Source organism: Bacillus sp. DWP3-1 (assembly GCF_049896565.1).
In the GTDB taxonomy this organism is placed as follows: domain Bacteria; phylum Bacillota; class Bacilli; order Bacillales; family Bacillaceae; genus Bacillus.
Window position 1 is genome coordinate 379,416 of the sequence record NZ_JAFCUN010000001.1, and the last position, 26,891, is coordinate 406,306.

21 protein-coding genes are annotated in these 26,891 nt (G+C 41.3%); all 21 read left to right on the forward strand.

The annotated features are described in order from the left end of the window. Nucleotides 1–31 precede the first annotated feature (31 nt). A complete protein-coding gene (gene asd, locus ACP7A0_RS01960) occupies nt 32–1,051 on the forward strand; it encodes an aspartate-semialdehyde dehydrogenase (RefSeq protein WP_034662256.1) in 1,020 nt (339 codons plus the stop codon). A gap of 92 nt (nt 1,052–1,143) precedes the next feature. After that, complete coding sequence (gene dapG / locus ACP7A0_RS01965; protein ID WP_034662253.1) at nt 1,144–2,358, forward strand: aspartate kinase; 1,215 nt, start codon at nt 1,144–1,146, stop codon at nt 2,356–2,358. Nucleotides 2,359–2,388: 30 nt separating this feature from the next. Next, complete coding sequence (gene dapA, locus ACP7A0_RS01970; RefSeq protein WP_044142095.1) at nt 2,389–3,255, forward strand: 4-hydroxy-tetrahydrodipicolinate synthase; 867 nt, start codon at nt 2,389–2,391, stop codon at nt 3,253–3,255. Nucleotides 3,256–3,426: 171 nt separating this feature from the next. Next, nucleotides 3,427–5,094 carry a ribonuclease J2 gene (gene rnjB, locus ACP7A0_RS01975; RefSeq protein WP_060596304.1) on the forward strand — a complete coding sequence of 556 codons (1,668 nt, stop codon included), beginning with the start codon at nt 3,427–3,429 and terminating at the stop codon, nt 5,092–5,094. 119 nt (nt 5,095–5,213) lie between these two features. Beyond that, nucleotides 5,214–5,942 (forward strand): ClpP family protease, encoded by a 729-nt coding sequence (locus tag ACP7A0_RS01980; protein WP_034662249.1) that lies wholly within the window; start codon nt 5,214–5,216, stop codon nt 5,940–5,942. Beyond that, nucleotides 5,939–6,175 (forward strand): YlzJ-like family protein, encoded by a 237-nt coding sequence (locus ACP7A0_RS01985; protein ID WP_060596305.1) that lies wholly within the window; start codon nt 5,939–5,941, stop codon nt 6,173–6,175. The genes ACP7A0_RS01980 and ACP7A0_RS01985 overlap by 4 nt, the downstream gene beginning before the upstream one ends. 110 nt (nt 6,176–6,285) lie before the next feature. Further along, the gene (locus ACP7A0_RS01990) at nt 6,286–8,658 is read left to right on the forward strand and encodes an FtsK/SpoIIIE family DNA translocase (RefSeq protein WP_106072725.1); all 2,373 of its coding nucleotides are present in this window, start codon (nt 6,286–6,288) and stop codon (nt 8,656–8,658) included. Between the two features lie 165 nt (nt 8,659–8,823). After that, nucleotides 8,824–9,549 (forward strand): GntR family transcriptional regulator, encoded by a 726-nt coding sequence (locus tag ACP7A0_RS01995; protein WP_060596309.1) that lies wholly within the window; start codon nt 8,824–8,826, stop codon nt 9,547–9,549. 102 nt (nt 9,550–9,651) lie between these two features. Next, on the forward strand, nt 9,652–10,881 hold the full coding sequence (locus ACP7A0_RS02000; RefSeq protein ID WP_223250456.1) for an MFS transporter: 1,230 nt from the start codon (nt 9,652–9,654) through the stop codon (nt 10,879–10,881). A 317-nt stretch (nt 10,882–11,198) separates the two neighbouring features. Beyond that, nucleotides 11,199–14,315: an MMPL family transporter gene (locus ACP7A0_RS02005; protein ID WP_106156156.1), complete on the forward strand. Its 3,117-nt coding sequence runs from the start codon at nt 11,199–11,201 to the stop codon at nt 14,313–14,315. Between the two features lie 145 nt (nt 14,316–14,460). Beyond that, nucleotides 14,461–15,741: an EF-P 5-aminopentanol modification-associated protein YfmF gene (gene yfmF / locus ACP7A0_RS02010; RefSeq protein ID WP_375567501.1), complete on the forward strand. Its 1,281-nt coding sequence runs from the start codon at nt 14,461–14,463 to the stop codon at nt 15,739–15,741. Further along, a complete protein-coding gene (gene yfmH / locus ACP7A0_RS02015) occupies nt 15,738–17,030 on the forward strand; it encodes an EF-P 5-aminopentanol modification-associated protein YfmH (RefSeq protein ID WP_060596314.1) in 1,293 nt (430 codons plus the stop codon). Before yfmF ends, yfmH begins: the two co-directional genes overlap by 4 nt. Nucleotides 17,031–17,182: 152 nt before the next feature. Further along, nucleotides 17,183–17,659, forward strand: a complete 477-nt coding sequence (locus ACP7A0_RS02020; protein WP_060596316.1) for a MarR family winged helix-turn-helix transcriptional regulator — start codon at nt 17,183–17,185, stop codon at nt 17,657–17,659. Then, entirely contained in the window at nt 17,637–20,756 is a 3,120-nt protein-coding gene (locus ACP7A0_RS02025; RefSeq protein ID WP_426004071.1) for an MMPL family transporter, read from the forward strand. The genes ACP7A0_RS02020 and ACP7A0_RS02025 overlap by 23 nt, the downstream gene beginning before the upstream one ends. A gap of 31 nt (nt 20,757–20,787) precedes the next feature. After that, nucleotides 20,788–21,516 carry an elongation factor P 5-aminopentanone reductase gene (gene ymfI, locus ACP7A0_RS02030; protein ID WP_106038725.1) on the forward strand — a complete coding sequence of 243 codons (729 nt, stop codon included), beginning with the start codon at nt 20,788–20,790 and terminating at the stop codon, nt 21,514–21,516. A 73-nt stretch (nt 21,517–21,589) separates the two neighbouring features. Next, nucleotides 21,590–21,847 carry a DUF3243 domain-containing protein gene (locus ACP7A0_RS02035; protein WP_003211590.1) on the forward strand — a complete coding sequence of 86 codons (258 nt, stop codon included), beginning with the start codon at nt 21,590–21,592 and terminating at the stop codon, nt 21,845–21,847. 131 nt (nt 21,848–21,978) lie between these two features. Beyond that, on the forward strand, nt 21,979–22,770 hold the full coding sequence (locus ACP7A0_RS02040) for a DUF3388 domain-containing protein (protein ID WP_003211480.1): 792 nt from the start codon (nt 21,979–21,981) through the stop codon (nt 22,768–22,770). Nucleotides 22,771–22,793: 23 nt separating this feature from the next. Further along, complete coding sequence (locus ACP7A0_RS02045) at nt 22,794–23,705, forward strand: helix-turn-helix domain-containing protein (protein ID WP_106038724.1); 912 nt, start codon at nt 22,794–22,796, stop codon at nt 23,703–23,705. 75 nt (nt 23,706–23,780) lie between these two features. Beyond that, nucleotides 23,781–24,362, forward strand: coding sequence for a CDP-diacylglycerol--glycerol-3-phosphate 3-phosphatidyltransferase (gene pgsA / locus ACP7A0_RS02050; protein ID WP_066030887.1), 582 nt, complete (start codon nt 23,781–23,783; stop codon nt 24,360–24,362). A 16-nt stretch (nt 24,363–24,378) separates the two neighbouring features. Continuing rightward, complete coding sequence (locus ACP7A0_RS02055) at nt 24,379–25,629, forward strand: competence/damage-inducible protein A (RefSeq protein ID WP_060596326.1); 1,251 nt, start codon at nt 24,379–24,381, stop codon at nt 25,627–25,629. 176 nt (nt 25,630–25,805) lie between these two features. Next, a complete protein-coding gene (gene recA, locus ACP7A0_RS02060) occupies nt 25,806–26,846 on the forward strand; it encodes a recombinase RecA (RefSeq protein ID WP_034662211.1) in 1,041 nt (346 codons plus the stop codon). Nucleotides 26,847–26,891 lie beyond the last annotated feature (45 nt).

Sequence of the window (26,891 nt, forward strand, 5' to 3'; positions counted from 1 at the left end):
AATCATGGATGGGTCGGAAGGAGTTTTACTGATGGGAAGAGGATTGCATGTAGCTGTAGTTGGAGCGACTGGAGCTGTCGGTCAACAAATGTTAAAAACACTAGCTGACAGAGATTTTGAAATGGATACACTGACTCTACTATCCTCAAAACGTTCTGCTGGAACAAAAGTGACATTCAGAGGTCAAGAGTATACCGTTCAGGAAGCAACACCTGAAAGCTTTGAAGGAGTGAACATTGCATTATTCAGTGCTGGAGGAAATGTTTCCAAGGCGCTAGCTCCTGAAGCAGTCAAACGAGGTGCGATTGTTGTAGACAACACAAGTGCTTTTCGTATGGACGAAAACATCCCTCTTGTCGTACCAGAGGTAAACGAAAAAGACTTGCATGACCATCAAGGAATCATTGCAAACCCTAACTGTTCAACGATTCAAATGGTAGCGGCATTAGAACCGCTTCGTCAGGCGTATGGCATGAAAAAAGTCATCGTGTCCACTTACCAAGCCGTATCAGGTGCAGGACATGAAGCCATTGACGAACTATACAGCCAATCACAAGCCATTTTAAATAAAGAAGATGTAAAGCCGGAAGTCATGCCTTATCAAATTGCATTTAATGCGATTCCGCAAATTGATAAATTCCAAGACAATGGCTATACATTTGAAGAAATGAAAATGATCAACGAAACGAAGAAAATTATGCATATGCCAGAGCTAGAAGTAGCGGCAACATGTGTGAGACTTCCAATTGAAACAGGACATTCAGAATCTGTCTACGTCGAACTAGAATCAAATGACGCAACAGTTGACGACATTAAGTCAATTCTTAAAGATGCACCAGGCATTACACTGCAAGATGATCCGTCTCAGCAAATTTATCCAATGCCTGCAGATGCTGTTGGAAAAAACGACGTATTTGTCGGCCGCATTCGGAAAGATTTGGACCGTCCAAACGGGTTCCATATGTGGATTGTATCTGATAACCTGCTAAAAGGCGCTGCATGGAACTCAGTTCAAATTGCAGAAAGCTTAAAAGCATTAAAATTAGTTTAACATTCAATGGATGATGAGGACGAACAGAAGAGAGTTAGGCATCTTTCGCCTGCTCTCTTCTGTTACGTCAGAATGAACTTGGAGTGAAAACAGTGAAAATAATTGTCCAAAAATTTGGCGGTACATCTGTCAAAGATGATCAAGGTAGAAAAAGGGCACTTGCACATATCTTATCGGCAAAAGAGAAAGGCTATAAGTCGGTTGTCGTCGTTTCCGCAATGGGACGAAAAGGCGACCCTTATGCGACAGATACGCTGCTTGGTCTGCTTTATGGCAGCGCGCAGCATATGACAAATCGAGAAAAAGACTTGCTCGTTTCCTGCGGAGAGAATATTTCAGCTGTTGTGTTTTCAAGTATGCTGAATGAAAACGGGCTAAAGGCTGTAGCAATGACAGGCGCACAGGCGGGCTTTGTGACAGATAAGGAGCATACGAGTGCGAAAATTATTGATATGAAGTGTGAACGTCTCGAGGCGGCACTGTCTGAACATGATGTTGTCGTTGTTGCTGGGTTCCAAGGAGCTGCGAAAAATGGGGACGTGACCACAATCGGACGAGGCGGCAGTGATACGTCCGCAGCTGCTTTAGGTGCTGCATTACAGGCAGACTTCATTGATATTTTTACAGATGTAGAAGGCGTCATGACAGCAGATCCCCGCATTGTTGAAAATGCAAAGCCGCTCAGAGTCGTGACATATACGGAAATTTGCAACCTTGCATATCAAGGGGCGAAAGTCATTCACCCGAGAGCTGTCGAAATTGCGATGCAAGCAAAAGTACCAATGAGGGTCCGTTCAACATACTCTGATGATGAGGGCACACTCGTCACGTCACACTACTCAGATAAAATGAGCCATGATGTGTACGACCGCCTCATTACGGGTATTGCACATGTCAATGATGTGACGCAAATCAAGGTCCCGGCAAAAGAAGGGCAGTACAGCGTCCAAACAGAGGTCTTCAAGGCTATGGCTAACGCACAAATCAGTGTCGACTTCTTCAACATTACACCGAGTGAGATTGTGTATACAGTGACAGGTGCAATGACTGAAAAGGCAACATCGATCCTAAAAGATCTTGGCTATACGCCAATTGTGACAACAAATTGTGCAAAAGTATCAGCTGTTGGCGCAGGCATCATGGGTGTACCAGGTGTCACATCTAAAATTGTATCGGCTCTATCCGAGCAAAACATTCCGATTTTACAATCGGCTGACAGCCATACGACCATTTGGGTGCTAGTGAACGAAGAAAACATGAGAGCGGCTGTCAATGCCCTGCACGAAGTGTTTGAACTTTCAAGATAAATGTGATTGAATCATGATGAGGTGAAAAAAATGAATTTCGGAAATATCGCAACAGCTATGATTACACCTTTTGATAAAAAGGGCAACATTGATTTCCAAAAGCTATCAATTCTCATTGATTACTTATTAAAAAACGGCAGTGACTCTTTAGTCGTTGCAGGGACAACAGGCGAATCGCCAACTTTATCGACTGAAGAAAAAGTCGCTCTTTTTCAGCAATCGGTGAAATTAGCAAATGGTCGTTGTAAAATCATTGCAGGAACAGGCAGTAATAATACAAATGCGTCTATCAAACTAACGAAAAAAGCAGAAGAAGCGGGCGTTGATGCAGTGATGCTTGTCGTACCTTACTACAACAAGCCATCACAGGAAGGCATGTATGCACACTTTAAAGCCATTGCCGAGTCTACATCTCTTCCTGTCATGCTTTACAATGTACCAGGGAGAACGGTTGCGTCATTAGCCCCAGAAACAACCATTAAACTTGCGCAAATACCTAACATTGTCGCGATCAAAGAAGCAAGCGGTGATCTTGATGCCATGACAAAAATCATTGCAGAGACACCAGAAGATTTCGATGTATATTCAGGTGACGACAGCTTAACACTTCCAGCTGTATCTGTTGGTGCAAAAGGAGTGGTCTCTGTGGCGTCTCATATCGTAGGGCTTGATATGCAGCAAATGCTGAAAAGCTATGCTTCAGGTCAAACGGCCAATGCCGCATTGATCCATCAAAAGCTGCTCCCAATCATGAAACAGCTTTTCACAGCGCCAAATCCAACGCCTGTCAAAACAGCTCTTCAGCTGAAAGGACTAGATGTCGGATCTGTTCGTCTTCCGCTTTTACCTTTGTCAGAAGAAGAGAGACTGGATTTAAGCAGCGTCTTAAACAGCTGATCAAAACAAAAGATTTCGTAAGCGGTCATTCTCAGATGTCCCTGAGTATGACCGTTTTTTATACATAAACACTTTCTTAAAATGTGACTTCATCTTGTTTTCTAAAATTAGATTCAGTTATAATAGCATTAAGCGATGATGGACGGGCTTGAGACTAGGAGGATAAGAATTTTGAAAAAGAAAAATACAGAGAACGTAAGAATTATTGCACTGGGAGGCGTTGGAGAAATCGGGAAAAACCTATATGTCATTGAAATTGATTCCGACATATATGTGGTAGATGCAGGCTTGATGCATCCAGAAAACGAAATGCTAGGCATTGACGTCGTTATTCCTGATATCTCTTATTTAACAGAACGTGCTGATCGGGTGAAAGCAATTTTTCTTACCCACGGACATGATGAAGCAATCGGAGGCGTATTCCATTGCTTAAGCAAATTGTCTGTACCAGTTTACGGAACGAAGCTGACCCTTGCGTTACTTCGAGAAAAATTAAAGCAGTATGGCTTCAATCAAAAAGCTGATTTACGTGAGGTACATGCGAAATCAGTCATTACGTTTGAAACAACAAAGGTATCATTCTTTAGAACGAATCACAGCATCCCTGATTCAGTTGGGATCAGCTTCAAAACCTCTCTTGGTTCAATCGTATGCACAGGTGATTTTAAATTTGATCAAACCCCAGCGCTTAACCAAGCCTGTGACATCGGAGAGATTGCGAAAATTGGAAACAATGGCGTTTTAGCACTACTTTCAGACAGTGCCAATGCTGAAAAACCAGGTTATACACCTTCTGAGGCGCTCGTCCAAGACGAAATCTCAAATGCGATGTACAATGCTGAAAATCGAGTAATTGTCGCTGTATCTTCATCGAACATTAACCGCGTGCAGCAGATCATTAATGCAGCGAATCAAAATGGCCGTAAGCTTGCCGTAGCAGGGAAGAATATGATGACGATTCTTCAGCTGGCGATCAAACTTGGTTATGTCACAGCAGACGAAGAATTATTTGTACCAGTTCAAGAAGTGAAGAAAATGGCGAAAAACGATGTGGTCGTCCTCACAGCTGGAAGTCACGGAGAGCCTCTTGCTGCTTTAACAAAAATGGCAAAACAAAATCACAAACAGCTTCATATTGAAAAAGATGACACTGTTGTGATTGCATCTACACCTCTTCCAGGACAAGAACTCACATATTCAAAAACAGTGGATTTCCTCACAAGAAGCGGCGCACAAGTCATTTTTGCGCAAAAACGTGTGCATGTCTCTGGACATGGCTGCCAAGAAGAGTTAAAGCTGATGCTGAACTTACTAAAGCCAAAGTATTTAATTCCGGTGAATGGTGAATATCGTATGCAAAAAGCACATTCTCGTATTGCTGAAGAAGTGGGAATGAAACGAAGTGACATTTTCTTGATTGATAAAGGGGATGTTGTGGAGTTTAGAGGACAGAACGTAAAAATCGGTGAAAAAGTTCACCAAGGCAATATTTTGATCGATGGTCTTGGCGTTGGTGATATCGGGAACATTGTGTTACGCGATAGACGCCTATTGTCTCAAGATGGTATCTTAATTGTCGTTATTACGCTTGATAAACAAAAGAAACAATTAATTTCTGGACCTGAAATCATCACAAGAGGATTTGTGTATGTCAGAGAATCCGAAGAGCTGATTGTAAAAGCGACAGAAATGGTCAAAGGAATTGTCAAAGAGCAAACGGAAAACTCAATTGTTGAATGGTCAACATTGAAACAATCCATGCGCGACGTACTTAATCAATTCCTATATGAAAAAACAAAACGTAAGCCGATGATCATTCCAATTATTATGGAAGTGTGATGAGAAAGCCCAAGGAGCATAAGTTCTTTGGGCTTTTTTGATGTGGCGCTAGGAATGCGGATTGAATACGGCCTTCTTGTTCATAATAGAAGGAGAGTTTGAGGAAAGGATGGAGACAAATGGACGAAAAGAATGAACAGCAGCCTGAGCGAAAGCCAGAAGAAAAAGACAGCATTATGAGCAAAATACAGCAGCTTGGTGAAACAGCCATACCACAGCTGCCGCAAGATACAAATATACATTGCCTTACCATTATTGGACAAATTGAAGGCCACATGCAACTTCCGCCACAAAATAAAACAACCAAATACGAACATGTCATTCCGCAAATCGTCGCAGTTGAGCAAAACCCGAAAATTGAAGGTCTTTTGATCATCTTAAATACAGTAGGCGGCGATGTTGAAGCGGGACTAGCGATTGCAGAAATGCTTGCATCTTTATCGAAACCGACTGTATCGATTGTACTTGGCGGCGGCCACTCTATTGGTGTCCCGATTGCTGTATCGTGTGACTATTCCTATATTGCAGAAACAGCCACGATGACCATTCATCCTGTGCGTTTAACTGGTCTAGTGATTGGTGTCCCGCAAACCTTTGAATACTTAGATAAAATGCAGGAAAGAGTCATTAACTTTGTAACAAGCCACTCCAATATTACAGAAGAGAAGTTTAAAGAGCTCATGTTCTCAAAAGGCAATTTGACAAGAGACATTGGAACAAATGTTGTTGGTCATGAGGCAGCAGAATACGGACTCATGAATGAAGTAGGCGGCGTAGGACAAGCGATTAAAAAGTTGAACGAACTGATTGGAGACAGGGCATCTCAAAATGAGGGGCTGATCCAATGATTTTATATACACCTATGCCATATGAAGCCATTTACGCGGAGGAACAAGGAGATCGCAAACTTCAACAGGTAAACATCCAAGGCGTGCCAGTTATGGTTGAAATGAAAGAGGATGAAGCAGAAATTGTTCAAGTCATGAGTACCAATCCAATGGACTTTCTGAATCAAGAGCTTGCACCAGGCAAGCGATTGAAGTTACAATTAGGCACCAATCAAACCGACTCATATGAATGATTCTATGCTATAATAAAGGGAAAACTTACAACAAGATGCAGCCAAAACCAGGCTGCTTTCTTTCTGATCTTTCGGTAGGTTATATTTTCTTTCGTAGTAAGGTGATGAGTATGGCTAAAAAGAGAAAACGGAAAACGAGAAAAAAACAAAATAAACAGCTAAAACTGAAATATGAATTAAATGGGTTAGTCTGTATTGCCATAGCGATCATTGCCATTTTACAGCTAGGCGTCGTTGGACAAACCTTCGTACATTTATTCCGATTCTTTGCAGGTGAATGGTTCATTCTCTGCCTTATCGGATTATTTCTTTTTGGCGTGACCATCTTCTGGAAAAAACAAATCCCAGATATGTTGACAAGGAGAAAAGCAGGGCTATACTGCATCATTGCGAGTATCTTGCTTTTGTCTCATGTGAAGCTCTTTCAGCACCTCTCATCTGCGGGCGCGATAGGCTCTCAAAGTGTGATGAGAAATACATTTGAGCTTTTCTTGATGGACATGAAAGGTGAGACTGGGTCGCCTGATTTAGGAGGCGGCATGATCGGTGCCGTATTATTTGCTGCTTCTTATTTCTTATTTGCACAAGCAGGCTCTCAAATTATGGCAATCGTTCTGATGCTGATTGGAATTGTGCTGATTACAAATCGTTCTCTTCAAGAAATGGTGAAAAAAGTGACACTGCCTGTCTCACAATTTATGGTGAAGCAGTGGAAAGCGTTTGTTGAAGATATGAAAGGAATCAGGCAGGCGAAAAAGAGCGCGCCCCCTCAAAAAACAGGTGAAAAGAAAAAACGGTCTCGTATTCAGGAAGAGGACGATGATGATCAGATCTTGATCGAAGAGGAAACGCCGGTTTCTGACAATAGCCAGCCGATTATCTCAAGCTTTGCTGACAGAGATGACATTCTCACCCCGCTCGTTCAAAAAGAGCAGGTGGCAAAAGAGACAGAGCCTCTTCAAGAGTCTGTGCAAAGTGCACCGGTTCCATCAGATTCTGCTGATGAACCAAAAGAGGCGCCGCCGATGACATTTACTGAACTTGAAAACAAAGATTACGAATTGCCGTCACTTGATATTTTGGCAGAGCCGCAGCACTCAGGGCAGCAAACAGACAAGAAAAATATATACGAAAATGCAAGAAAGCTTGAAAAAACGTTTCAAAGCTTTGGTGTAAAAGCAAAAGTTACACAGGTCCACTTAGGACCGGCGGTCACCAAATATGAAGTCTATCCAGATGTCGGCGTGAAGGTAAGTAAGATCGTCAATCTAAGTGATGACTTAGCCCTTGCTCTCGCAGCAAAAGACATTCGGATTGAGGCGCCGATTCCTGGTAAATCAGCCATCGGTATTGAGGTTCCTAATGCAGAAATCGCGATGGTTTCTTTAAAAGAGGTATTAGAATCAAAGCAAAATGACCGTCCAAACGCCAAGCTGCTGATTGGACTGGGCCGAAATATTTCCGGTGAAGCTGTGCTGGCTGAAATGAACAAAATGCCGCATTTACTTGTAGCAGGCTCGACTGGAAGCGGAAAAAGTGTGTGCATCAATGGTATTATCACAAGTATTCTTATGAGAGCGAAACCTCATGAGGTGAAAATGATGATGATTGATCCGAAAATGGTTGAACTAAATGTGTATAATGGCATTCCGCATCTGCTCGCACCGGTTGTAACGGACCCTAAGAAAGCCTCACAGGCACTTAAAAAAGTAGTCAGCGAAATGGAGCGCCGCTATGAATTGTTTTCCCATACGGGGACAAGAAATATTGAAGGATACAATGATTACATTAAACGAATGAATCAATCAGAAGAGGCCAAACAGCCAGAACTTCCTTATATTGTTGTCATTGTAGACGAGCTTGCAGATTTAATGATGGTCGCTTCCTCTGATGTAGAAGATTCCATTACAAGACTTTCGCAAATGGCTCGTGCTGCCGGGATTCATTTAATTATTGCTACACAAAGACCTTCTGTCGATGTCATTACAGGTGTCATTAAAGCCAACATCCCATCTCGCATCGCCTTTAGCGTGTCCTCGCAAACAGATTCAAGGACGATCCTTGATATGGGTGGCGCAGAAAAACTGCTGGGCAGAGGGGATATGCTGTTTCTACCGGTAGGTGCAAACAAACCGGTTCGTGTGCAAGGCGCCTTTTTATCAGATGAAGAAGTGGAGCATGTCGTTGATCATGTGATCACCCAGCAAAAAGCACAATATCAAGAAGAAATGATTCCAACTGAAGAAACGCAGGATCAGCTTACAGCTGTGGATGACGATTTATATGATGAAGCAGTGGAACTCATCATCGGCATGCAGACGGCTTCTGTCTCTATGCTTCAAAGAAGATTCCGCATCGGCTATACCCGAGCGGCCCGCCTGATTGACGCAATGGAAGAGCGAGGCGTTGTCGGCCCTTATGAAGGAAGTAAACCGAGAGAAGTCCTGCTCTCAAAAGAACAATATGACGAGCTCTCTTCATAAATCGAAGAGAGCTTTCCTAAAAAAGAAGTAAACGATAGTATGATTATGTTAACTGGAAGTCAGACTATTTATTTATTTGCAAAAACATGATATAGTTGTGTTCAACTTATCTCGGAATAGAGATTTCTCATCTTATCATTTGCATTGATTAGACGGAGGGAAAACATGTCGACCAAAACAGACAATCGCCATTTATATTTGAAAGTGATTGACCGTATTAAAGAAGATATACAAACAGGCGTATATGCAGAAAAAGAAAAGCTGCCTTCTGAGTTTGAGCTCTCAAAGCTTTTAGGCGTGAGCAGAGCGACACTGCGTGAAGCCCTTCGTGTATTAGAAGAAGAGAAGTATTTAATTAGAAGGCATGGTGTGGGAACGTTCGTCAACTCTAGACCACTCTTTTCAACAGGCATAGAACAGCTGGCAAGTGTCACGAAAATGATCGAGCAGGTCAATATGACACCTGGTACCATCTTTTTATCCTCGCAAGAAGGGGAGCCAACAGAGAATGATGTGATTCGTTTTCAGTGTGATGAATCTGATGAGATTTTTTCAATGGAACGCGTTCGAACGGCAGATGGACAGCCAGTGGTATATTGTTTAGATAAAATTCCGGTCAAGCATCTTCCCGCTTCTTTTACACATGAAGAAGAGTCTCTTTTTGAGCTGTTTGGAAGAGAGCCACACAGCGGGATTAAATATGCAGTTGCTGACATCGAACCAATCGGCTACCACGATCAGGTTTCACCGATACTCGAATGTGACCCTGAAACAGCATTATTATTACTGAAACAAATGCACTATGATCAGGATGATCAGCCGGTCTTATACTCGCTTAATTATTTTCGAGCGGATAAATTCAGCTTTCATGTGATACGTAAACGATTTTAACAAGCAGTCGCTTCCATAAGCGGTTGCTTTTTGTTTGCCCATACATAATACCCGTAAAACTTGCCACACTAATACGTAACAGTATATAGAATTGGGTGAATGATGTTGGGCGAGAAAACAGTCAGTAAAAAGAATATTATTGCATTATCATCAGTGCCTCTAATCATGACACTTGGGAACTCGATGTTAATACCTGTATTGCCAGAGATAGAAAAGACACTCTCTATCACTTCCTTTCAAGTCTCCCTCATTATTACGGTATACTCTGTTGTAGCGATCTTATGTATTCCAATCGCCGGCTATTTATCGGATCGAATCGGGCGTAAAAAGGTACTCCTGCCGTGTCTGTTAATCGCAGGTCTTGGTGGGGCTGTGGCAGCAGTTGCCTCAACGATCATGAAAGAACCCTACATGTGGATTCTATTTGGAAGGGTCCTTCAAGGTGTTGGCTCAGCCGGGGCAGCACCTGTCGTGATGCCGTTTATAGGAGATTTGTTTCATGATGATGAAGAAGTAAGTGCGGGACTTGGCGCCATCGAAACCTCTAACACAGCTGGAAAGGTATTAAGCCCGATTATTGGGGCGCTTCTAGCTTCATGGTTTTGGTTTGTGCCGTTTTGGTTTATTCCGTTCTTTTCAATCATCAGCTTTCTCATGGTACTGTTCATGGTAGAGTCCGCGAAAAAAGAGGAGGACCCGCCTACATTCAAAGAATTTTTAAAATCAACAAAGACCATTTTTAAGCATGAGGGACGCTGGCTTTATGCCATTTTTGCAATTGGCGGTTTTATTATGTTTCTTCTTTTTGGTGTGCTTTTTTACTTATCTGATAACCTAGAGGCAGCTTATCAAATTAAGGGTGTCAAAAAAGGGCTCCTGCTTAGTATCCCGCTCCTTTTTCTATCCATCAGTTCATACATTGCTGGGAAAACGATTGGAAAAGAAAAAGGGAAAATGAGAATCTTTATAATCGTAGGCATGGCCTTGTTATCACTTTCCTATATGTTTTTATGGTGGAATCACAGCTTTTACGTATTGTTTATCTGTTTAAGCGTTGGCGGTGTTGGCATCGGTATTGTACTGCCTGCACTTGATGCCCTGATTACAGAAGGAATCGAAAAAGAGCAGTGCGGAACCATTACGTCATTTTACAGCAGTATGCGTTTTATCGGTGTCGCTTTAGGACCTCCGATTTACGCCTATCTCATGGATAAAGGGGACTCCATCGTTTTTATTCTCTCGACCATTTGCAGTCTTATTTCACTATTTTTGGTCCTCTTCTTCATCCAGCCAGATGAAAAGGATGAAAGTGAACAATTAAAAACGGTTTAATCTAGAAAAAAGACGGTATTTTGCCATCTTTTTTCTTTTTTATAAATTGACATGTAAAATTTTGATAGTTAAACTAATGTATAGTAATATCTTTTAAATTATCCCAAATAGGAGGTGTTCAAAAACATTCATTTTCTGTCTTTCTTCAGGCAGAAATTGAGCTCGCGTGCTGATGATGAATATGTGTTTCTTCAACACGAAAAGACAATTGAATAGGTCATCCTGCCATTAGCACGTTGAAGGAGACGCAGTCAGCACTTCAGACACGCTCAAATACAGCAAATTGATTGATGAACTAGAAGGAGCTTGAAGCAGCTATGTTGCAAATAATTAAAGCAAGATGGATTGTATTAGTGGTGTGGATGATAACAGCTGTGATTCTGTTTATTACTGCGCCTAATTTAGAGGAATTAACAAGAGAAAAAGGGCAATTAAAGGTTCCGGAGGGGACACCAACAGCTGAGGCACTTCACTTATTGGATAAGCTATCAGATCATAACGGGAAAAAAGATACGGGTGTCATTGTATTCTCCGAACAACATCTGTTCCCTGAGAAAGAGCAGGAATTAAAAAAGGCTTTATCTGCACTCATGACTCATGCCCCAGACCTCCACATTGACGGAATTACTTCGTATTTTCATGTAGATCCGGACATTCAAAAACAACTTTTATCAAAGGATAAAAGTACACTTCTTGTTCCATTCAAATTCGACCACTACGAAACAAAAGCTGTGAAGATTAAAGAACAAATTGAGGAAGTTTTAAAGCCCTATCATGTCTCATATGAAATGACGGGTCAAAAATTTGTGGATTCAGATGTCATTAAAAGCTCTCAACAAGGTCTGAAGAAAACTGAACTTATTACGATGATCTTTATTTTCTTTATTTTAATCATTGTTTTCAGATCGATTTTGGCACCTGTTGTTCCGCTCATTACGATCGGCATTTCTTATGCCGTCAGCCGGTGTATTGTGGCTTTTCTAGTAGAATATATGCAATTTCCTCTATCTAATTTTACTCAGATTTTTATGGTAGCTATTATGTTCGGTATAGGAACAGATTATTGTATTTTGCTGTTAAGCCGTTTTAAAGAAGAGATCGGTCAAGGTCGTGATGTCAAAGAGTCGATTATCATCACATATAAATGTGCAGGGAAAACGGTCTTTTTCAGTGGCTTAGCCGTGTTAGTCGGCTTCTCAAGCATTGGGTTTGCCAAATTTCAATTGTATCAATCAGCCGTTAGTGTTGCTGTTGGAGTTGGCATACTGCTGATTGCCCTAGTCACCATCGTTCCCTTTTTTATGTCTGTTTTCGGAAAATCCCTTTTTTGGCCATCTAAAAGAGAAAACATTCGCCACCCGCAAAGTAAAATGTGGGAATGGGCTGGGCGTTTTTCATTTAAAAGGCCGCTGATCAGTTTAGGTTTAGTTGCATTAATTACTGTGCCTCCTATTTTGATGTATGACGGAACTCTTTCTTATAACAGCTTAAATGAGATTGGGACAAAGTATGAATCAGTGTCTGCATTTAATACGATATCAGAGCAATTTGGCTTTGGGGAAGCGCTGCCCCTGAATGTACTTGTTGAAAGTGACAATAAGTTAGATAACCAAGAAAAGATTGTCATGATTGAAAAACTGACCCGTAAATTAAATGACATTGACGAAGTAAAAACAGTCCGCAGTGTCACTAGGCCTGTTGGAGACGGGCTAAGTCAGCTTTACGTCACCTCTCAAGCAAAAGAGCTGGGAGGAGAACTTGGCAAAGGCCACGAAGGAATCGGGAAAATTTCAGATGGCCTGACCGAAACAAATCTTGCCCTTCTCAAACAAAAACCAAAAATTCAAGAATCCGCTAAAGGCATTGACCAGCTGATTGATGGAACAAAAGCGATCAAAAGCGGAATTGGAGAAGTAAGGGAGTCCTTGATCTCTTTAGAAGATGGGGTAAGGCGCAGTAAAGATGGCGTCGGGACCATCCGAAGTAAAATCAAAGAAGCGAAAAAGGAATTAGAGCAAGAATATCGCAGCAGTGAAGCGATGATTCTAGAGCTTAAGCGAATGGTGAGTACGCTAGAACGTCATGCGAAATCCAATCAGCAGCTGATGACCACCATTAAAAAAGTAAAAAATTCCTATGAAAATGTATCGTTTGAAGCACTTGAAAAACGGCTTCCAGAAGTAAAAGATATGGATGAATATAAAGAAATCAAGAAAGTATTCAAAGACACAAAAGAAATGCTTGATCAAGCTGGGGACCAAATGAGTGTGTATGAAGAGGAAGCCTCTCACTTTAAACAAAAGATCAAAAAAGCAGATCAAGTAATTCAAACCTTATCAAGCAAGCAAAAAGACGTAAAACGCCAAGTGCAAGCACTCATGGACGGGCTCGATCAAATTTATGACGGTCTTGAACAAACAAATGAAGGACAAAAACAATTGATTAAAGAAATGCCTAAAATTGAAGATGGCGCAGATCAACTGACAGGCGGACAAAAAGCCATCAAAAAAGGATTTAATCAGCTCTCATCAAAACTTACATTATTAACAGATGGATTAGGTGAAAGTATTGAAGGGCTCGAGCAGGTCAAAAGCGGCTTCACCGAGGCGGACGGCTATTTAAAGCAGCTTCAGCAAGCGCCAGATGAAGAAATAACGGGCTGGTTTATTCCAGAAGAAGTGCTGAAACGCCATGAATTTAAGCAAATCTTTAAAACGTATATGTCTCCAGATCGTAAATTAACAACCTTAGAAGTTATTTTAAATGTGAATCCATACAGCAATGAAGCGATGAAAGGCGTTGCCAAAATTGAGGACACCCTTGATCAATATTTACCTGTCAGCGGGTTAAAGAATGCAAATTACGGTGTGTCTGGTATCTCAAGTTTAAATGTAGATTTAAAAGAAACATCTGACGGTGACTTTATTCGAACGGTCATTTTCATGTTAGTTGGCATCTTTATCATTTTAATTATATTATTACGGTCAATCGTCATGCCGATATACTTAACACTTTCACTCATTTTAACGTATTTTACTTCCGTCGGATTAACAGAATGGATCTTCAAAACATTTTTTGGCTACGACGGTCTTAGCTGGGCTGTCCCATTTTTCAGCTTTGTCATTCTTGTCACCCTTGGCATTGATTATTCGATCTTCCTAATGGATCGCTTTAATGAATGGAAGGGAGAGCATGTGCAAGCATCAATGATATCAGCGATGAGAAATATGGGTTCTGTCATTATTTCAGCAGTCGCGATATTAGCGGGGACCTTCGCCGCCATGCTGCCGTCTGGTGTATTATCACTTGTTGAAATTGCAACGGTCATACTCATTGGACTTTTATTATATGCGTTTGTTGTATTACCTCTCTTTATTCCGGTCATGGTTCGTATTTTTGGAAAATGGAATTGGTGGCCTTTTAGAATGAAATAACGACCGGCGCCTCTGCTCATAGCAGAGGCGTTTTTATTTCCTATCCTTTCCTCTGATTGATATAATGTCTATTAAATGGCTGTTTCACGTATATATCAGCTATGTTCTAATACATAATAAATAGGATGAACAAAGGAGGTTTCTCATGACGTACTTACAAGAGAAGACACTAGACACACCTGGTCTTCATACTCATATTGTCAAAACAGAAAAATTTAAAACGGTCACAATCCTTTTTAAAATGCTTGCGCCTCTATCGAAAGATGACGTCACCATGCGTTCACTTTTCCCGCATGTGCTGTTAAGAGGAACAGAAAAAATGCCGAAAACAGGAGAATTGCGTGCTTATTTTGATGAGCTTTATGGTGCTACTGTTTCAGCAGACATGGCGAAAAAAGGGGAGAATCACATCATTACCTTCCGCCTGGAAATGGCGAATGAAAAATATTTAAAGGATCAAACACCTTTACTAGAAAAAGGAATTGCTTTACTATCTGATCTACTATTCCATCCGTATGTTGAAGATGGAGCGTTTAGTCAATTATATGTAGATCAAGAAAAACGTACTTTAAAACAGCGAATTCAAGCAGTGTATGATGATAAAATGCGTTACTCGAACTTAAGGCTTGTGCAGGAAATGTGCAAAGGTGAACCATATGCACTGCACGTCAATGGAGAAATGGAAGATATCGAAACGATCACAGCTCACTCGCTTTTTGAAGCTTATGAGCATGCGCTTCAATCGAATCAGCTTGATCTTTATGTTGTGGGAGATGTTGACGAACAAGACATCAGCCGAATGGTCTCTCAATACTTCAAAACAAGTGATAGAGAACCGGTCAAACAACACGCTGACTCAACAAGAACGCAAAAAGAAGCAAAAGAAGTCATTGATGAAGAGGACGTGAAGCAAGGCAAGCTGAATATCGGCTTTCGCACGCATACGACGATTGCAGATGAAGATTATCCGGCGCTGCATTTGTTTAATGGCATATTTGGCGGCTTCTCGCATTCGAAGCTATTCATCAATGTTCGGGAAAAAGCAAGTCTTGCGTACTACGCTGTGTCTAGACTTGAGAGCTTTAAAGGCTTGATGATGGTCATGTCAGGAATTGAAGTCGGCAACTACCAGCAGGCAGTAGACATTATTAAAGAACAATTTGAAGCGATGCAAAAGGGTGATTTTTCAGATGAAGCGATTGACCAAACAAAGGCTGTCGTCAAAAATCAGCTACTTGAAACGATCGATACATCTTATGGGACAGCAGAATACCTGTATCAGCATGCCGTTGTGCCAACAAGAGAAACGCTTGATTCCTTTTTACAAGCACTTGACCGAGTGACAAAAGAGGACATCATCAAAGTGGGTCAGAAAATCGAATGGGATACGACCTATTTTCTTAAAGGAACGGAGGGTGCTTCATGACAGTGAAAACAATTCAATTCGACCAGCTGCAAGAAACGGTCTATCACGAAAAAATGGAGAGCGGACTTGACGTCTATGTGCTGCCAAAGCAAGGGTTTAACAAAACCTATGCGACCTTTACAACCAAATATGGCTCTGTCGATAACGAATTTGTGCCGCTTGGCAAAGAAGACATGATTCGAGTGCCTGACGGAATTGCCCATTTCTTAGAGCATAAACTGTTTGAAAAAGAAGATGGAGACGTATTTCATACATTTAGTAAGCAAGGAGCATCCGCAAACGCTTTTACAACGTTTACGAGAACAGCTTACTTATTCTCAAGCACCTCAAATGTCGAACAAAACCTTGAGACACTCATTGATTTTGTTCAAGAGCCTTATTTTACTGAAAAAACGGTCGAAAAAGAAAAAGGCATCATTGGCCAAGAGATTAACATGTATGATGACAATCCGGACTGGCGTTTATTCTTCGGTCTGATTGAAAATCTATATCAAGAGCATCCCGTGAGAATTGATATTGCTGGAACAGTAGAAAGTATTGCTCCGATTACAAAAGATCATTTGTATGAATGCTATGAAACGTTCTATCACCCGAGCAATATGCTTCTATTTGTTGTCGGTCCCGTTGATCCGAAGCAAATATTAGATCAAGTCAGAGCGAATCAGGCGAAAAAGCCATTTACAGACCAGCCAGAGATTAAACGAAAAGACATCAATGAGCCTGAAGGTGTGTACCGAAAAGAATACGAACTTCCAATGAACGTACAAGGCTCGAAATGTATGTTCGGGTTGAAAACAAAGAATCCTCATAAAAAAGGAAATCAGCTGCTAAAACATGAGCTCGGGATGAATCTCATTTTAGAGACGCTGTTTGGTAAAAGCTCCTTACAATATGAACAAATGTATGAAAAAGGCTTAATTGATGAGACCTTCAGCTACGATTATACGGAAGAAGGCGGCTTTGGCTTCACGTCAGTTGGCGGAGATACAAATGATCCTGATCAACTGGCAAAAGTATTAAAAGAAACACTTCTTCAAGCAAAGAACTTGATGTCAGAAGAAAAAATTGAGCTCGCGCGCAAGAAGAAAATCGGCAGCTTTTTAAAAGCCATGAACTCTCCCGAATACATTGCGAACCAATTCACTCGATATGCATTTTTAGACATGAGCTTATTTGATGTCGTGACCATGCTGGAACAAATCCAATTAGCCGACATTCAGCAAATTTTAGAGGAAGAAATTGATGAAGAACGGATGTCCGTTTTCAAAGTCGTCCCGAAAACAAAATAAATAAAAAAAGACAAACTCAGATCAAATGAGTTTGTCTTTTTTATGTCTAATTGATAAAAGCATGTTAATTGTGTGAATTTTCATTGACAATCAATTTGTTCGTTAGTTAAACTCTTTAATAGTTAAACACTTAAACTAAAAAGGAGCAGCGTATGGAACAAAATAAAATTGCACAGCTCATTCAGAGATATGCAGACGTCTATCTCATGATGGAAAAAAAGGTATCGGGTATGATCACGGAAAAGCTTGATAAAGAGCTGACGCTTGATCAGTATTACTCGCTTCGATACATCAATTTACATCCTGGATGTACATCAACTGACCTTGCAAATGTATGTAATGTGAACAAAAGTGCTGTAACCTCCATGACAAATCGTCTTTTTACGAAAAACTATATTGTCCGTGAGCATGATCAAGCCGATCGAAGAAATGTTCACCTATACGTCACGCCAGAGGGCAAAGATGTGGTCAGCCGAATGGAAAAGCAGCTTCAGGATCTAGTTCGATCTTATTTTGAAAAGCTGGAAGAAAAAGAAATGGAATCATTTATTCAAACATATGAAAAGATCTATCAAGTGATCATCGAAGAGGAGGCACAAAGTACTAATGAGAGCAATCATAAAGGGTAGATGGCTGATCACGATTCTATGGATCGTATTAGCGGCAGTGTTACTCATCACCGCTCCTAATATGGCGCAATTAACAAAAGAAAAAGGGCAAATTTCTGTACCAGACGGCTATCCGTCCTCATATGCGAATCAGTTATTAAAGAAAATGTCAGAAAACGGCGATACAGAAAAATCAATCGTCATTGTCTTTCAAGAAAAGAACATCGTAAAAGAAAGAGAAACATCTTTAAAAAAGGCAATGGAGATTATAGAAAAAGATCAAGATCTTCATGTAGAGGACATCACTTCTTATTTTGAAGCCAATAAAGATATCAAAAAACAAATGCTCTCTAAAGATGAAACAACGCTTCTTGTTCCAGTTACATATGACTCAAACAAAATCAAAGCTTCCGATTTTAAAGAAAAAGTCAATGAAAAGCTGAAGAGCTTAAACCTAACATTTGAAATGACAGGACAGCCGTTAATTGATGATGATGTGATCACAAGCTCGCAAGAAGGTCTGAAGAAAACAGAGTTCATTACGATTGGGTTTATTCTCATCGTTCTTGTCCTTGTCTTTAGATCAGCTGTGGCGCCTTTCGTACCATTAGTCGCAGTAGCTCTGTCTTACTTGGTGAGTCAATCCATCGTGGCTTATTTAGTTAAATATCTCGACTTCCCGCTCTCGACCTTTACCCAAATTTTCATGGTCGCGATCATGTTTGGAATAGGAACGGACTACTGCATTCTGCTTCTCAGTCGCTTTAAAGAAGAGATCGCACACGGTAAAGATAAAATTGAGGCGATTCTGATTACGTATAAAACAGCAGGAAAGACCGTTTTATTCAGCGGAATTGCTGTGCTAATCGGTTTTACCTGTATAGGCCTGGCGCAATTCCAGCTCTATAAATCAGCTGTTGCAGTAGCAGTTGGTGTCGCTGTGCTGATTGTGGCGCTTCTCACGATTGTTCCGTTCTTTATGGCGGTTTTAGGAAAAGTGTTATTTTGGCCGATTAAAGGTGATATTGCTCATCCGCAGTCAAAAATGTGGGAAACAGCAGGACGCTTTTCATTTAAAAAACCACTTTTCAGTTTATTAATCGTAGGAATCATTACGCTTCCGCCCATTCTCATGTATAAAGGAACGCTTTCGTATAACAGCTTAGATGAAATCGGTAATAAATACGAATCAGTCAATGCATTCAATACCATTTCTGACAAATTTGGGCCAGGAGAAGCACTGCCGGCAACGATTGTCGTCAAATCAGCTGATTTGTTAGACAACAATAAAGGATTGATTGCCGTTGAAAAGCTCAGCCGTGCAATTGAACAAACAGATGGCGTAAGTAAAGTGAGAAGTGCGACACGTCCTGTCGGTAAAGGGCTGAGTGATCTGTACGTGAAATCACAAGCCAAAGAGCTGAATACCGGACTTGATAAAAGCAATGAAGGCTTGAAAAAAATCCAAGATGCACTGACGACAATGAGTAAATCTATTGAAGATCAAACGCCGCAGATCAAATCATCTGGAAAAGGCATTAACCAGCTGATTTCTGGCACTGAATCAGTACAAACAGGCATTCAAAATGTCGAGAAAATGTTAAGAAAACTGCAAAGCGGAATCGATCAAAACAAAAACGGTGTAGCAGAGATTAAAGAAAAAATTAAAAGTGCGAAAAAGGAATTAACGGCTCAAGTCGCACAAGTGAATCAGCAAGTTGCGCTATATAAAAGCATTTCCAAAGAATTAAAGGCAGCATTAGCGCAAGTTGATACGTCATCCTCTGCCGCAGCGGATGTAAAAGCATTAATCACACAAGCAAATCAACAATTTAGTACACTCGAAAAACAAATTCCGCAGGTAAAAGAAAATCAATCGTATCAAGCCATCAAAGCTTCATATAATGAACTTTCTACGACGTTAAAAGAAGGGGTGAAACAGGCAGACAGCTATGCCAAACAAGCAAAAGAAGCCAAAAAACAGCTTGAAGCAGCGGATGCCTTTATCGCAAAAGCTTCAGAGCAGCAGAAAGTCTTGACGAGTCAAATCGATGAGCTCATTGCTGGCTTAGACGCAATTGAAACTGGACTTGATCAAACGTCTAAAGGTCAAGGACAGTTAGCTGATAATATGCCGAAGCTTGCAAATGGAGCTGGCAAAGTGATTGATGGTCAAAAACAAATGAAAGAAAAGATTGGCGGCTTTGGTGATGACCTGACCAAGCTGACAGATGGGCTGAACAAAAGCGCAAGTGGACTGGAGAAAATTTCAAGCGGGTTAATGGGTGCAGGTGACTACTTAGACGAACTGAAAAATGCACCAGATCAAGACATGGCCGGCTGGTTTATCCCAAAAGACGTGCTGAAAAATAAAGCATTCAAGCAAGTATTTGATTCATACATGTCGGATGACCGCAAGATGACAAAAATTGATGTCATTTTAGAAAAAAATCCATATGGCAATGAAGCCCTGTCGACGATCAAACAAGTAGAAGCTTCTGTCGAGCGGGCACTTCCTGAAACGAACCTAAAAGATGCATCATTCGGCGTTTCAGGTGTATCAAGTATGAACGCTGATTTAAAACAGCTGTCAGACCAAGATTTCAATAAGACGGTTCTTTACATGATGATCGGTATTTTCCTCATCCTGGTGATCCTGTTCCGTTCGCTTGTTATGCCGCTGTACTTGGTTGGTTCACTTATTTTGACTTACTTTACAGCTATCGGGATGACAGAATTTATTTTCACCCATTTCTTCGGATACCCGGGCATTAACTGGGCTGTTCCATTCTTTGGATTTGTCATATTAATGGCGCTCGGAGTCGATTATTCGATTTTCTTAATGGAGCGGTTCAATGAATACAAAACAAAAGACATTCAGTTTGCTATGACCGAATCAATGAAGAATATGGGCTCTGTCATTATGTCTGCTGCTGTTATTTTGGCAGGAACCTTTGCAGCAATGCTTCCTTCAGGAGTGCTGTCTCTCCTGCAGATTGCAACACTTGTTCTAACAGGACTTTTGCTGTACGCACTCGTTGTGCTACCATTGTTCGTACCTGTGATGGTGAAATTGTTCGGATCAGCTAACTGGTTCCCATTTAAACGAAAAGAATAGATATTTCAAATAGAAAGTAGGAATCCATGTGATGAGTCGTTGGGCGCTGATAACAGGTGCCAGTGGCGGGATTGGGCAGGCGGCAGCCAAAAAGCTTGCCCATGAAGGCTGCCACGTGATGCTCCATTATCACAAAAATGAACAGGCAGCCGTGCAGCTTGCCGCTCAGCTGGAAGAAACAAGTCATATTCAGACGCACGTCGTTCAAGCGGATTTAGCTAAAATGGGCGGAGCAGATGAGCTCGTCAGCCGTCTGCCTGTATCCCCAGATATTCTTGTATTAAATAGCGGTAAAAGTCATGTCGGATTAGTGACAGATACAGAAAAAGATGTATTAGCCAGTATGGTGCAGCTGCATGTCACAAGTCCATATGAGCTCACCCAACACCTATTGCCAGCCATGATTCAAAAAAAAGCAGGTCATATTGTTGTAGTAAGCTCGATATGGGGAGAAACAGGTGCATCGTGTGAAGTGCTGTACAGCATGGTGAAGGGGGCGCAAAATGCGTTTATTAAAGGTCTGGCAAAAGAGCTTGCCCCAAGTGGAATTAGAGCAAATGCTGTTTCGCCAGGTGCTGTCCGTACAGACATGATGAAAAGCTTCACACAAGAAGATATTGCAATGCTTGAGGAAGAAATCCCGCTTGGCCGGCTTGCATCACCTGAGGAGATTGCAAATGTCATTTGGTTTCTCGCCTCAAAGCAGTCAAGTTATATGACAGGTCAAATTTTATCCGTTAATGGCGGCTGGTACTGTTAAAAAACGTGTATAATTCGTCTCTCCATGACAAAAGCTATGGCTGTAATTCATCTTTTCGAATGGAGGAATCGACATGTCAGTACTTGAGAACTGGGACCATTGGAAAAACTTTTTAGGTGACCGTTTAAATCATGCGCAGGATAAAGGTTTAAAAGATGATACCATCAATAACCTTGCGTATGAAATTGGCGGATATTTAGCTAACGAAGTTGAAGCAAAGAACGAGCAAGAAAGAGTACTTGCTGACCTTTGGAGCGTTGCATCAGAAGATGAGCAGCGCGCTATTGCCAATATGATGGTCAAGCTGGTTGAAAATAATAGCTCGCACTAAACAAAAAGAGGGGTCGTTTGTGCCTCTCTTTTTATTTTAACCGTTTAGCAACATTGTGCTTTCTAAAAATGTGAAAATGCTTTATGATAAAGGAAGGTAAAAATTTGCCACAATGAAGGGGGTAATATCATTTGGCAAAGCTCGAATGGTATTTTGAATATGAGATACAGGTAAACCGTCCCGGACTATTAGGAGACATTTCTTCTCTAATGGGGATGCTTTCAATTAATATTGTGACAATTAATGGTGTTGATGTATCAAGACGCGGAATGCTTTTGCGCTGTGACCACACAGATCAAATTAAGCGCCTTGAATCAATTTTAAATACAATGGAAACGATAAAAGTAACGAAATTAAGACAGCCAAAACTTCGTGACCGCTTAGCGGTTCGTCACGGCAGATATATTCAGCGTGATGCGGATGACAAAAAGACGTTCCGTTTTGAAAGGGACGAGCTTGGTCTTCTTGTTGATTTTATGGCTGAACTATTTAAAAAAGAAGGACATAAATTGATTGGGATTCGCGGGATGCCGCGTGTCGGAAAGACAGAATCAATTGTGGCTTCAAGTGTATGTGCCAGCAAGAGATGGCTTTTTGTATCGTCCACTCTTTTGAAACAGACGATCCGAAGTCAGCTGATTGCGGATGAATACAGCCCAGATAACGTCTTTATTATTGATGGGATTGTGTCGACGCGAAGAGGTTCTGAGAAGCACTTGCAGCTTTTAAGAGAAATTATGAGACTGCCGGCAACGAAGGTGGTTGAGCATCCAGACATCTTTATTCAAAATTCAGAATATACAATGGATGATTTCGACTATATCATTGAATTGCGTAATAGTGCAGATGAAGAGATTACATATGAGCACGCTGAAGAACCACAAGTGTTTGATCATTCTGGTTTTTCTGGCTTCGATTTTTAATATGGTAATGGTAGGTGTTTGTTTTGACTGAATTGGGAAAACGGCTCATTGAGGCCAGAGAGGAAAAAGGGATGTCGCTGGAGGATCTTCAGACGGTGACCAAAATCCAAAAGCGCTACTTGCTAGCAATCGAACAAGGAAACTATGATATTATTCCAGGTAAATTTTACGTCAGAGCGTTTATTAAACAATATGCCGAAGCCGTTGGACTAAATCCTGAACAATTGTTCGAAGAATTTCGTAAAGATGTACCGAGCACGTATAACGATGAAGTATCTGATAAATTATCAAATATTAAGCCGCAAAGAGAGCTGCCAAAGCCTGCCTCGAAGGTGCTTGAGCTGCTGCCGACCATCTTGATTATTGGAGGCGTCCTTGTGGTCATCGCGATCATTTATGTAATTGTGCAGGCGGTCAATCATGATAGCGGGCAGAAGAACAATCAGGCGGCTCCTCAGCAGTCAGAATCTAAATATGAAGTATCTGAGGATTCATCTCTCGCAAAGGATCAAAAGAAAAAAGAAAAAGCTTCGTCAGATGATCAAGAAAAATCATCTAAAAAAGATGACTCATCAAAGGATTCATCCAAAGACGATGAAACGGTCTCTTTGAAGGCAACGAATACGGAAGGCTCAACGACAACGTATGAAGTGTCAGGTGCAGATGAGATGGAGTTAATCATTTCTGCAACAAAAGCTTCATGGCTGCGCGTCAGAGACGAATCTGGAAAAGTGCTGAAGATGGGTGAACTAAAAGATGGCGAATCGTTTAAAACAGACTTGTCTGAGCTCTCTCAGGTCGATATCCGTCTAGGCAATGCGACTGGAATTGATATCAAGGTGAATGACGAAACGCTTAAGTACGAATTAGACCCTAAAAACACCATGACACAAAACATTGTGATTGTGAATAAAGGAAAGGAAAAGTCATCTTAAGCAAGTAGATGACTTTTCTTTTGTTCCTACTATTATATATACATAAAAAAATGGCTTATTGGAGGATTGAATTTCATGTTTAACTTACCGAATAAAATAACTCTTTCTAGGATCGCCTTGATCCCTGTTTTTATGATCATTATGCTTGCACCTTTAGATTGGGGTGTTGCGCGTTTTGGTCACGTCAGCATCGAAGTGACGCATCTTGTTGGAGCAATCCTGTTTATTGTCGCTTCGACAACTGACTGGATTGATGGGTACTATGCGCGTAAACTTAACTTAGTGACAAACTTTGGTAAATTTTTAGATCCGCTTGCAGATAAATTGCTTGTTTCAGCTGCTTTAATTATACTTGTTCAATACAACCTCACACCGGCATGGATGGCGATTGTGATCATTAGCCGTGAATTTGCTGTAACCGGTCTAAGGCTTGTATTAGCCGGAGGCGGTGAAGTGGTAGCAGCTAATATGCTTGGAAAAGTGAAAACATGGGCGCAAATCATTGCGATTTCAGCACTTCTATTGCATAACCTGCCATTTGAACTTGTATCATTCCCGTTTGGTGACCTTGCGATGTGGGTAGCAGTGTTCTTCACTGTTGTGTCAGGCTGGGATTACTTTGCAAAAAACTGGGAAGCTTTAAAGAATTCTAACTAAAAAGGACGTGTACGCTTTGAAGTCAGAGAGAAAAGCAGAAATTATTGCAGTCGGGTCCGAACTTTTGCTAGGGCAAATTACGAATACGAATGCACAATTTATCAGCAAACAGCTAGCTGAAATTGGTGTGAATGTTTATTACCACACAGCAGTTGGTGACAATCCAGAGCGTTTAAAAAGGGCCATTCAAGTGGCGCAGGAAAGATCGAATTTTATTATCTTCTCAGGTGGTCTTGGACCAACCAAAGATGATTTAACAAAAGAAACCATTGCGAGTACGCTCGGAAAAGAGCTCGTGCTAAATGAAGAAGCATTTGAATCCATTCAAGACTACTTTCGAAAGACTGGACGAGACATGTCGCCGAATAACCGTAAGCAGGCACTCGTTCTAGAAGGATCTGATGTGCTCGTAAACCGGTTTGGGATGGCCCCAGGTATGTTTATTCAAGAAGACGATACATTTTATATGTTGCTTCCTGGACCGCCAAGTGAACTGCATCCGATGTTTGAGAACGAGGCGAAGCCGCTGATTTCTGAGAAACTGGGTTTAAAGGAAAAAATCGTGTCTGTTGTTCTCCGCTTCTTCGGAATCGGTGAATCACAGCTTGAAACAGACCTAGAAGATTTAATTGATGCTCAAACCAACCCAACGATTGCACCTCTCGCATCTGACGGTGAAGTGACACTTAGGCTCACGGCTAAGCATGAGGATGAAAAAGAAACGGAGCGTCTGTTAAAAGAAACAGAAGCGAAAATTTTAGCGCGGGTAGGTGAGTACTTCTACGGGTATGGTGATACATCACTAGTCCGTGAAGCTTCCAAGGCCTTGCACGAACACGGGAAAACAGTGGCAGCGGCTGAGAGCCTGACTGGCGGAATGTTTTCTGAATGGCTGACAGATCTTGAAGGTGCATCGTCGATTTTAAGCGGCAGTGTCGTTTGTTATACAAATCAAGTCAAACAGCAGGTGCTTGGCTGCCGGGAGGAAACGTTGTCTTCTCATGGTGCTGTCAGCAAAGAGTGTGCTCTAGAGCTTGCTGAAGGTGCTAGAAAGCTCGCGGGAAGTGATATTGGCATTAGTTTTACGGGTGTAGCAGGCCCTGATACCCACGAGGGACAGCCTGTCGGAAAAGTGTTCATCGGGCTATCTACGAAAGACCATACAGACGTGTTTGAATGGATGTTTACAGGAAGCCGGTCGGGCATTCGAAAGCGCGCTGTGAAATACGGTCTGCATCACTTGCTCAATTTATTAAAAGAGAGTTAATTTTGTTTTTTGTTAGGTTTACTCCTTTATAAAAGAGTGTTTTTTCTAATAGAAATCACTCTTTTCTTAAAAATCTGCCAAGAAAAAATCGAATATGTGTTCGTTTTTTTCTTGGCAAATGACGTAAAACAAGGTATAGTATAGATAGTGGAATTGATAAAGGAGGAAACAATAGAATGAGTGATCGTCAAGCAGCCTTAGATATGGCTCTTAAACAAATAGAAAAACAGTTTGGTAAAGGCTCTATTATGAAACTAGGAGAGCAAACAGATACACGCATTTCAACAGTACCGAGTGGTTCGTTAGCACTTGATACTGCACTTGGAATAGGTGGATATCCTCGCGGCCGTATTATTGAAGTATATGGTCCAGAGAGTTCTGGTAAAACGACAGTAGCACTTCATGCCATTGCTGAGGTTCAGCAGCAGGGAGGACAAGCTGCATTTATCGATGCAGAGCATGCGCTCGATCCAGTTTACGCTCAAAAACTAGGTGTCAATATTGATGAGCTGTTACTTTCTCAGCCTGATACAGGAGAACAAGCACTTGAAATTGCAGAAGCTCTTGTCCGCAGTGGTGCAGTTGATATTGTTGTTATTGACTCAGTAGCTGCTCTTGTACCAAAAGCAGAGATTGAAGGGGACATGGGTGATTCACATGTTGGTTTACAAGCACGTTTGATGTCCCAAGCACTTCGTAAACTATCAGGTGCCATTAATAAATCGAAAACAATTGCCATCTTTATTAACCAAATTCGTGAAAAAGTTGGGGTCATGTTCGGTAACCCTGAAACAACGCCAGGTGGACGTGCGCTTAAGTTCTATTCGTCTGTTCGTTTAGAAGTGCGCCGTGCTGAACAGCTGAAGCAGGGCAATGACATTATGGGGAATAAAACGAGAATTAAAGTGGTGAAAAACAAAGTAGCACCGCCATTCCGTATTGCAGAAGTAGACATTATGTACGGTGAAGGAATCTCAAAAGAGGGAGAAATCATCGACCTTGGAAGCGAACTAGATATCGTACAAAAGAGCGGTGCTTGGTATTCTTATCAAGAGGAACGTCTTGGGCAAGGCCGCGAAAATGCGAAACAGTTCCTTAAAGAAAACAAAGATATTCTTCTCATGATTCAAGAACAAATTAGAGAGCACTACGGTTTGGACACAAACGGAGTGAAAGCAGCTGAAGAAGAAGAAGGACAAGAGGAATTGGAAATTTAAAGACTAAAAGACGCTGAAAAGCGTCTTAGATGGTTGACAAAGGGC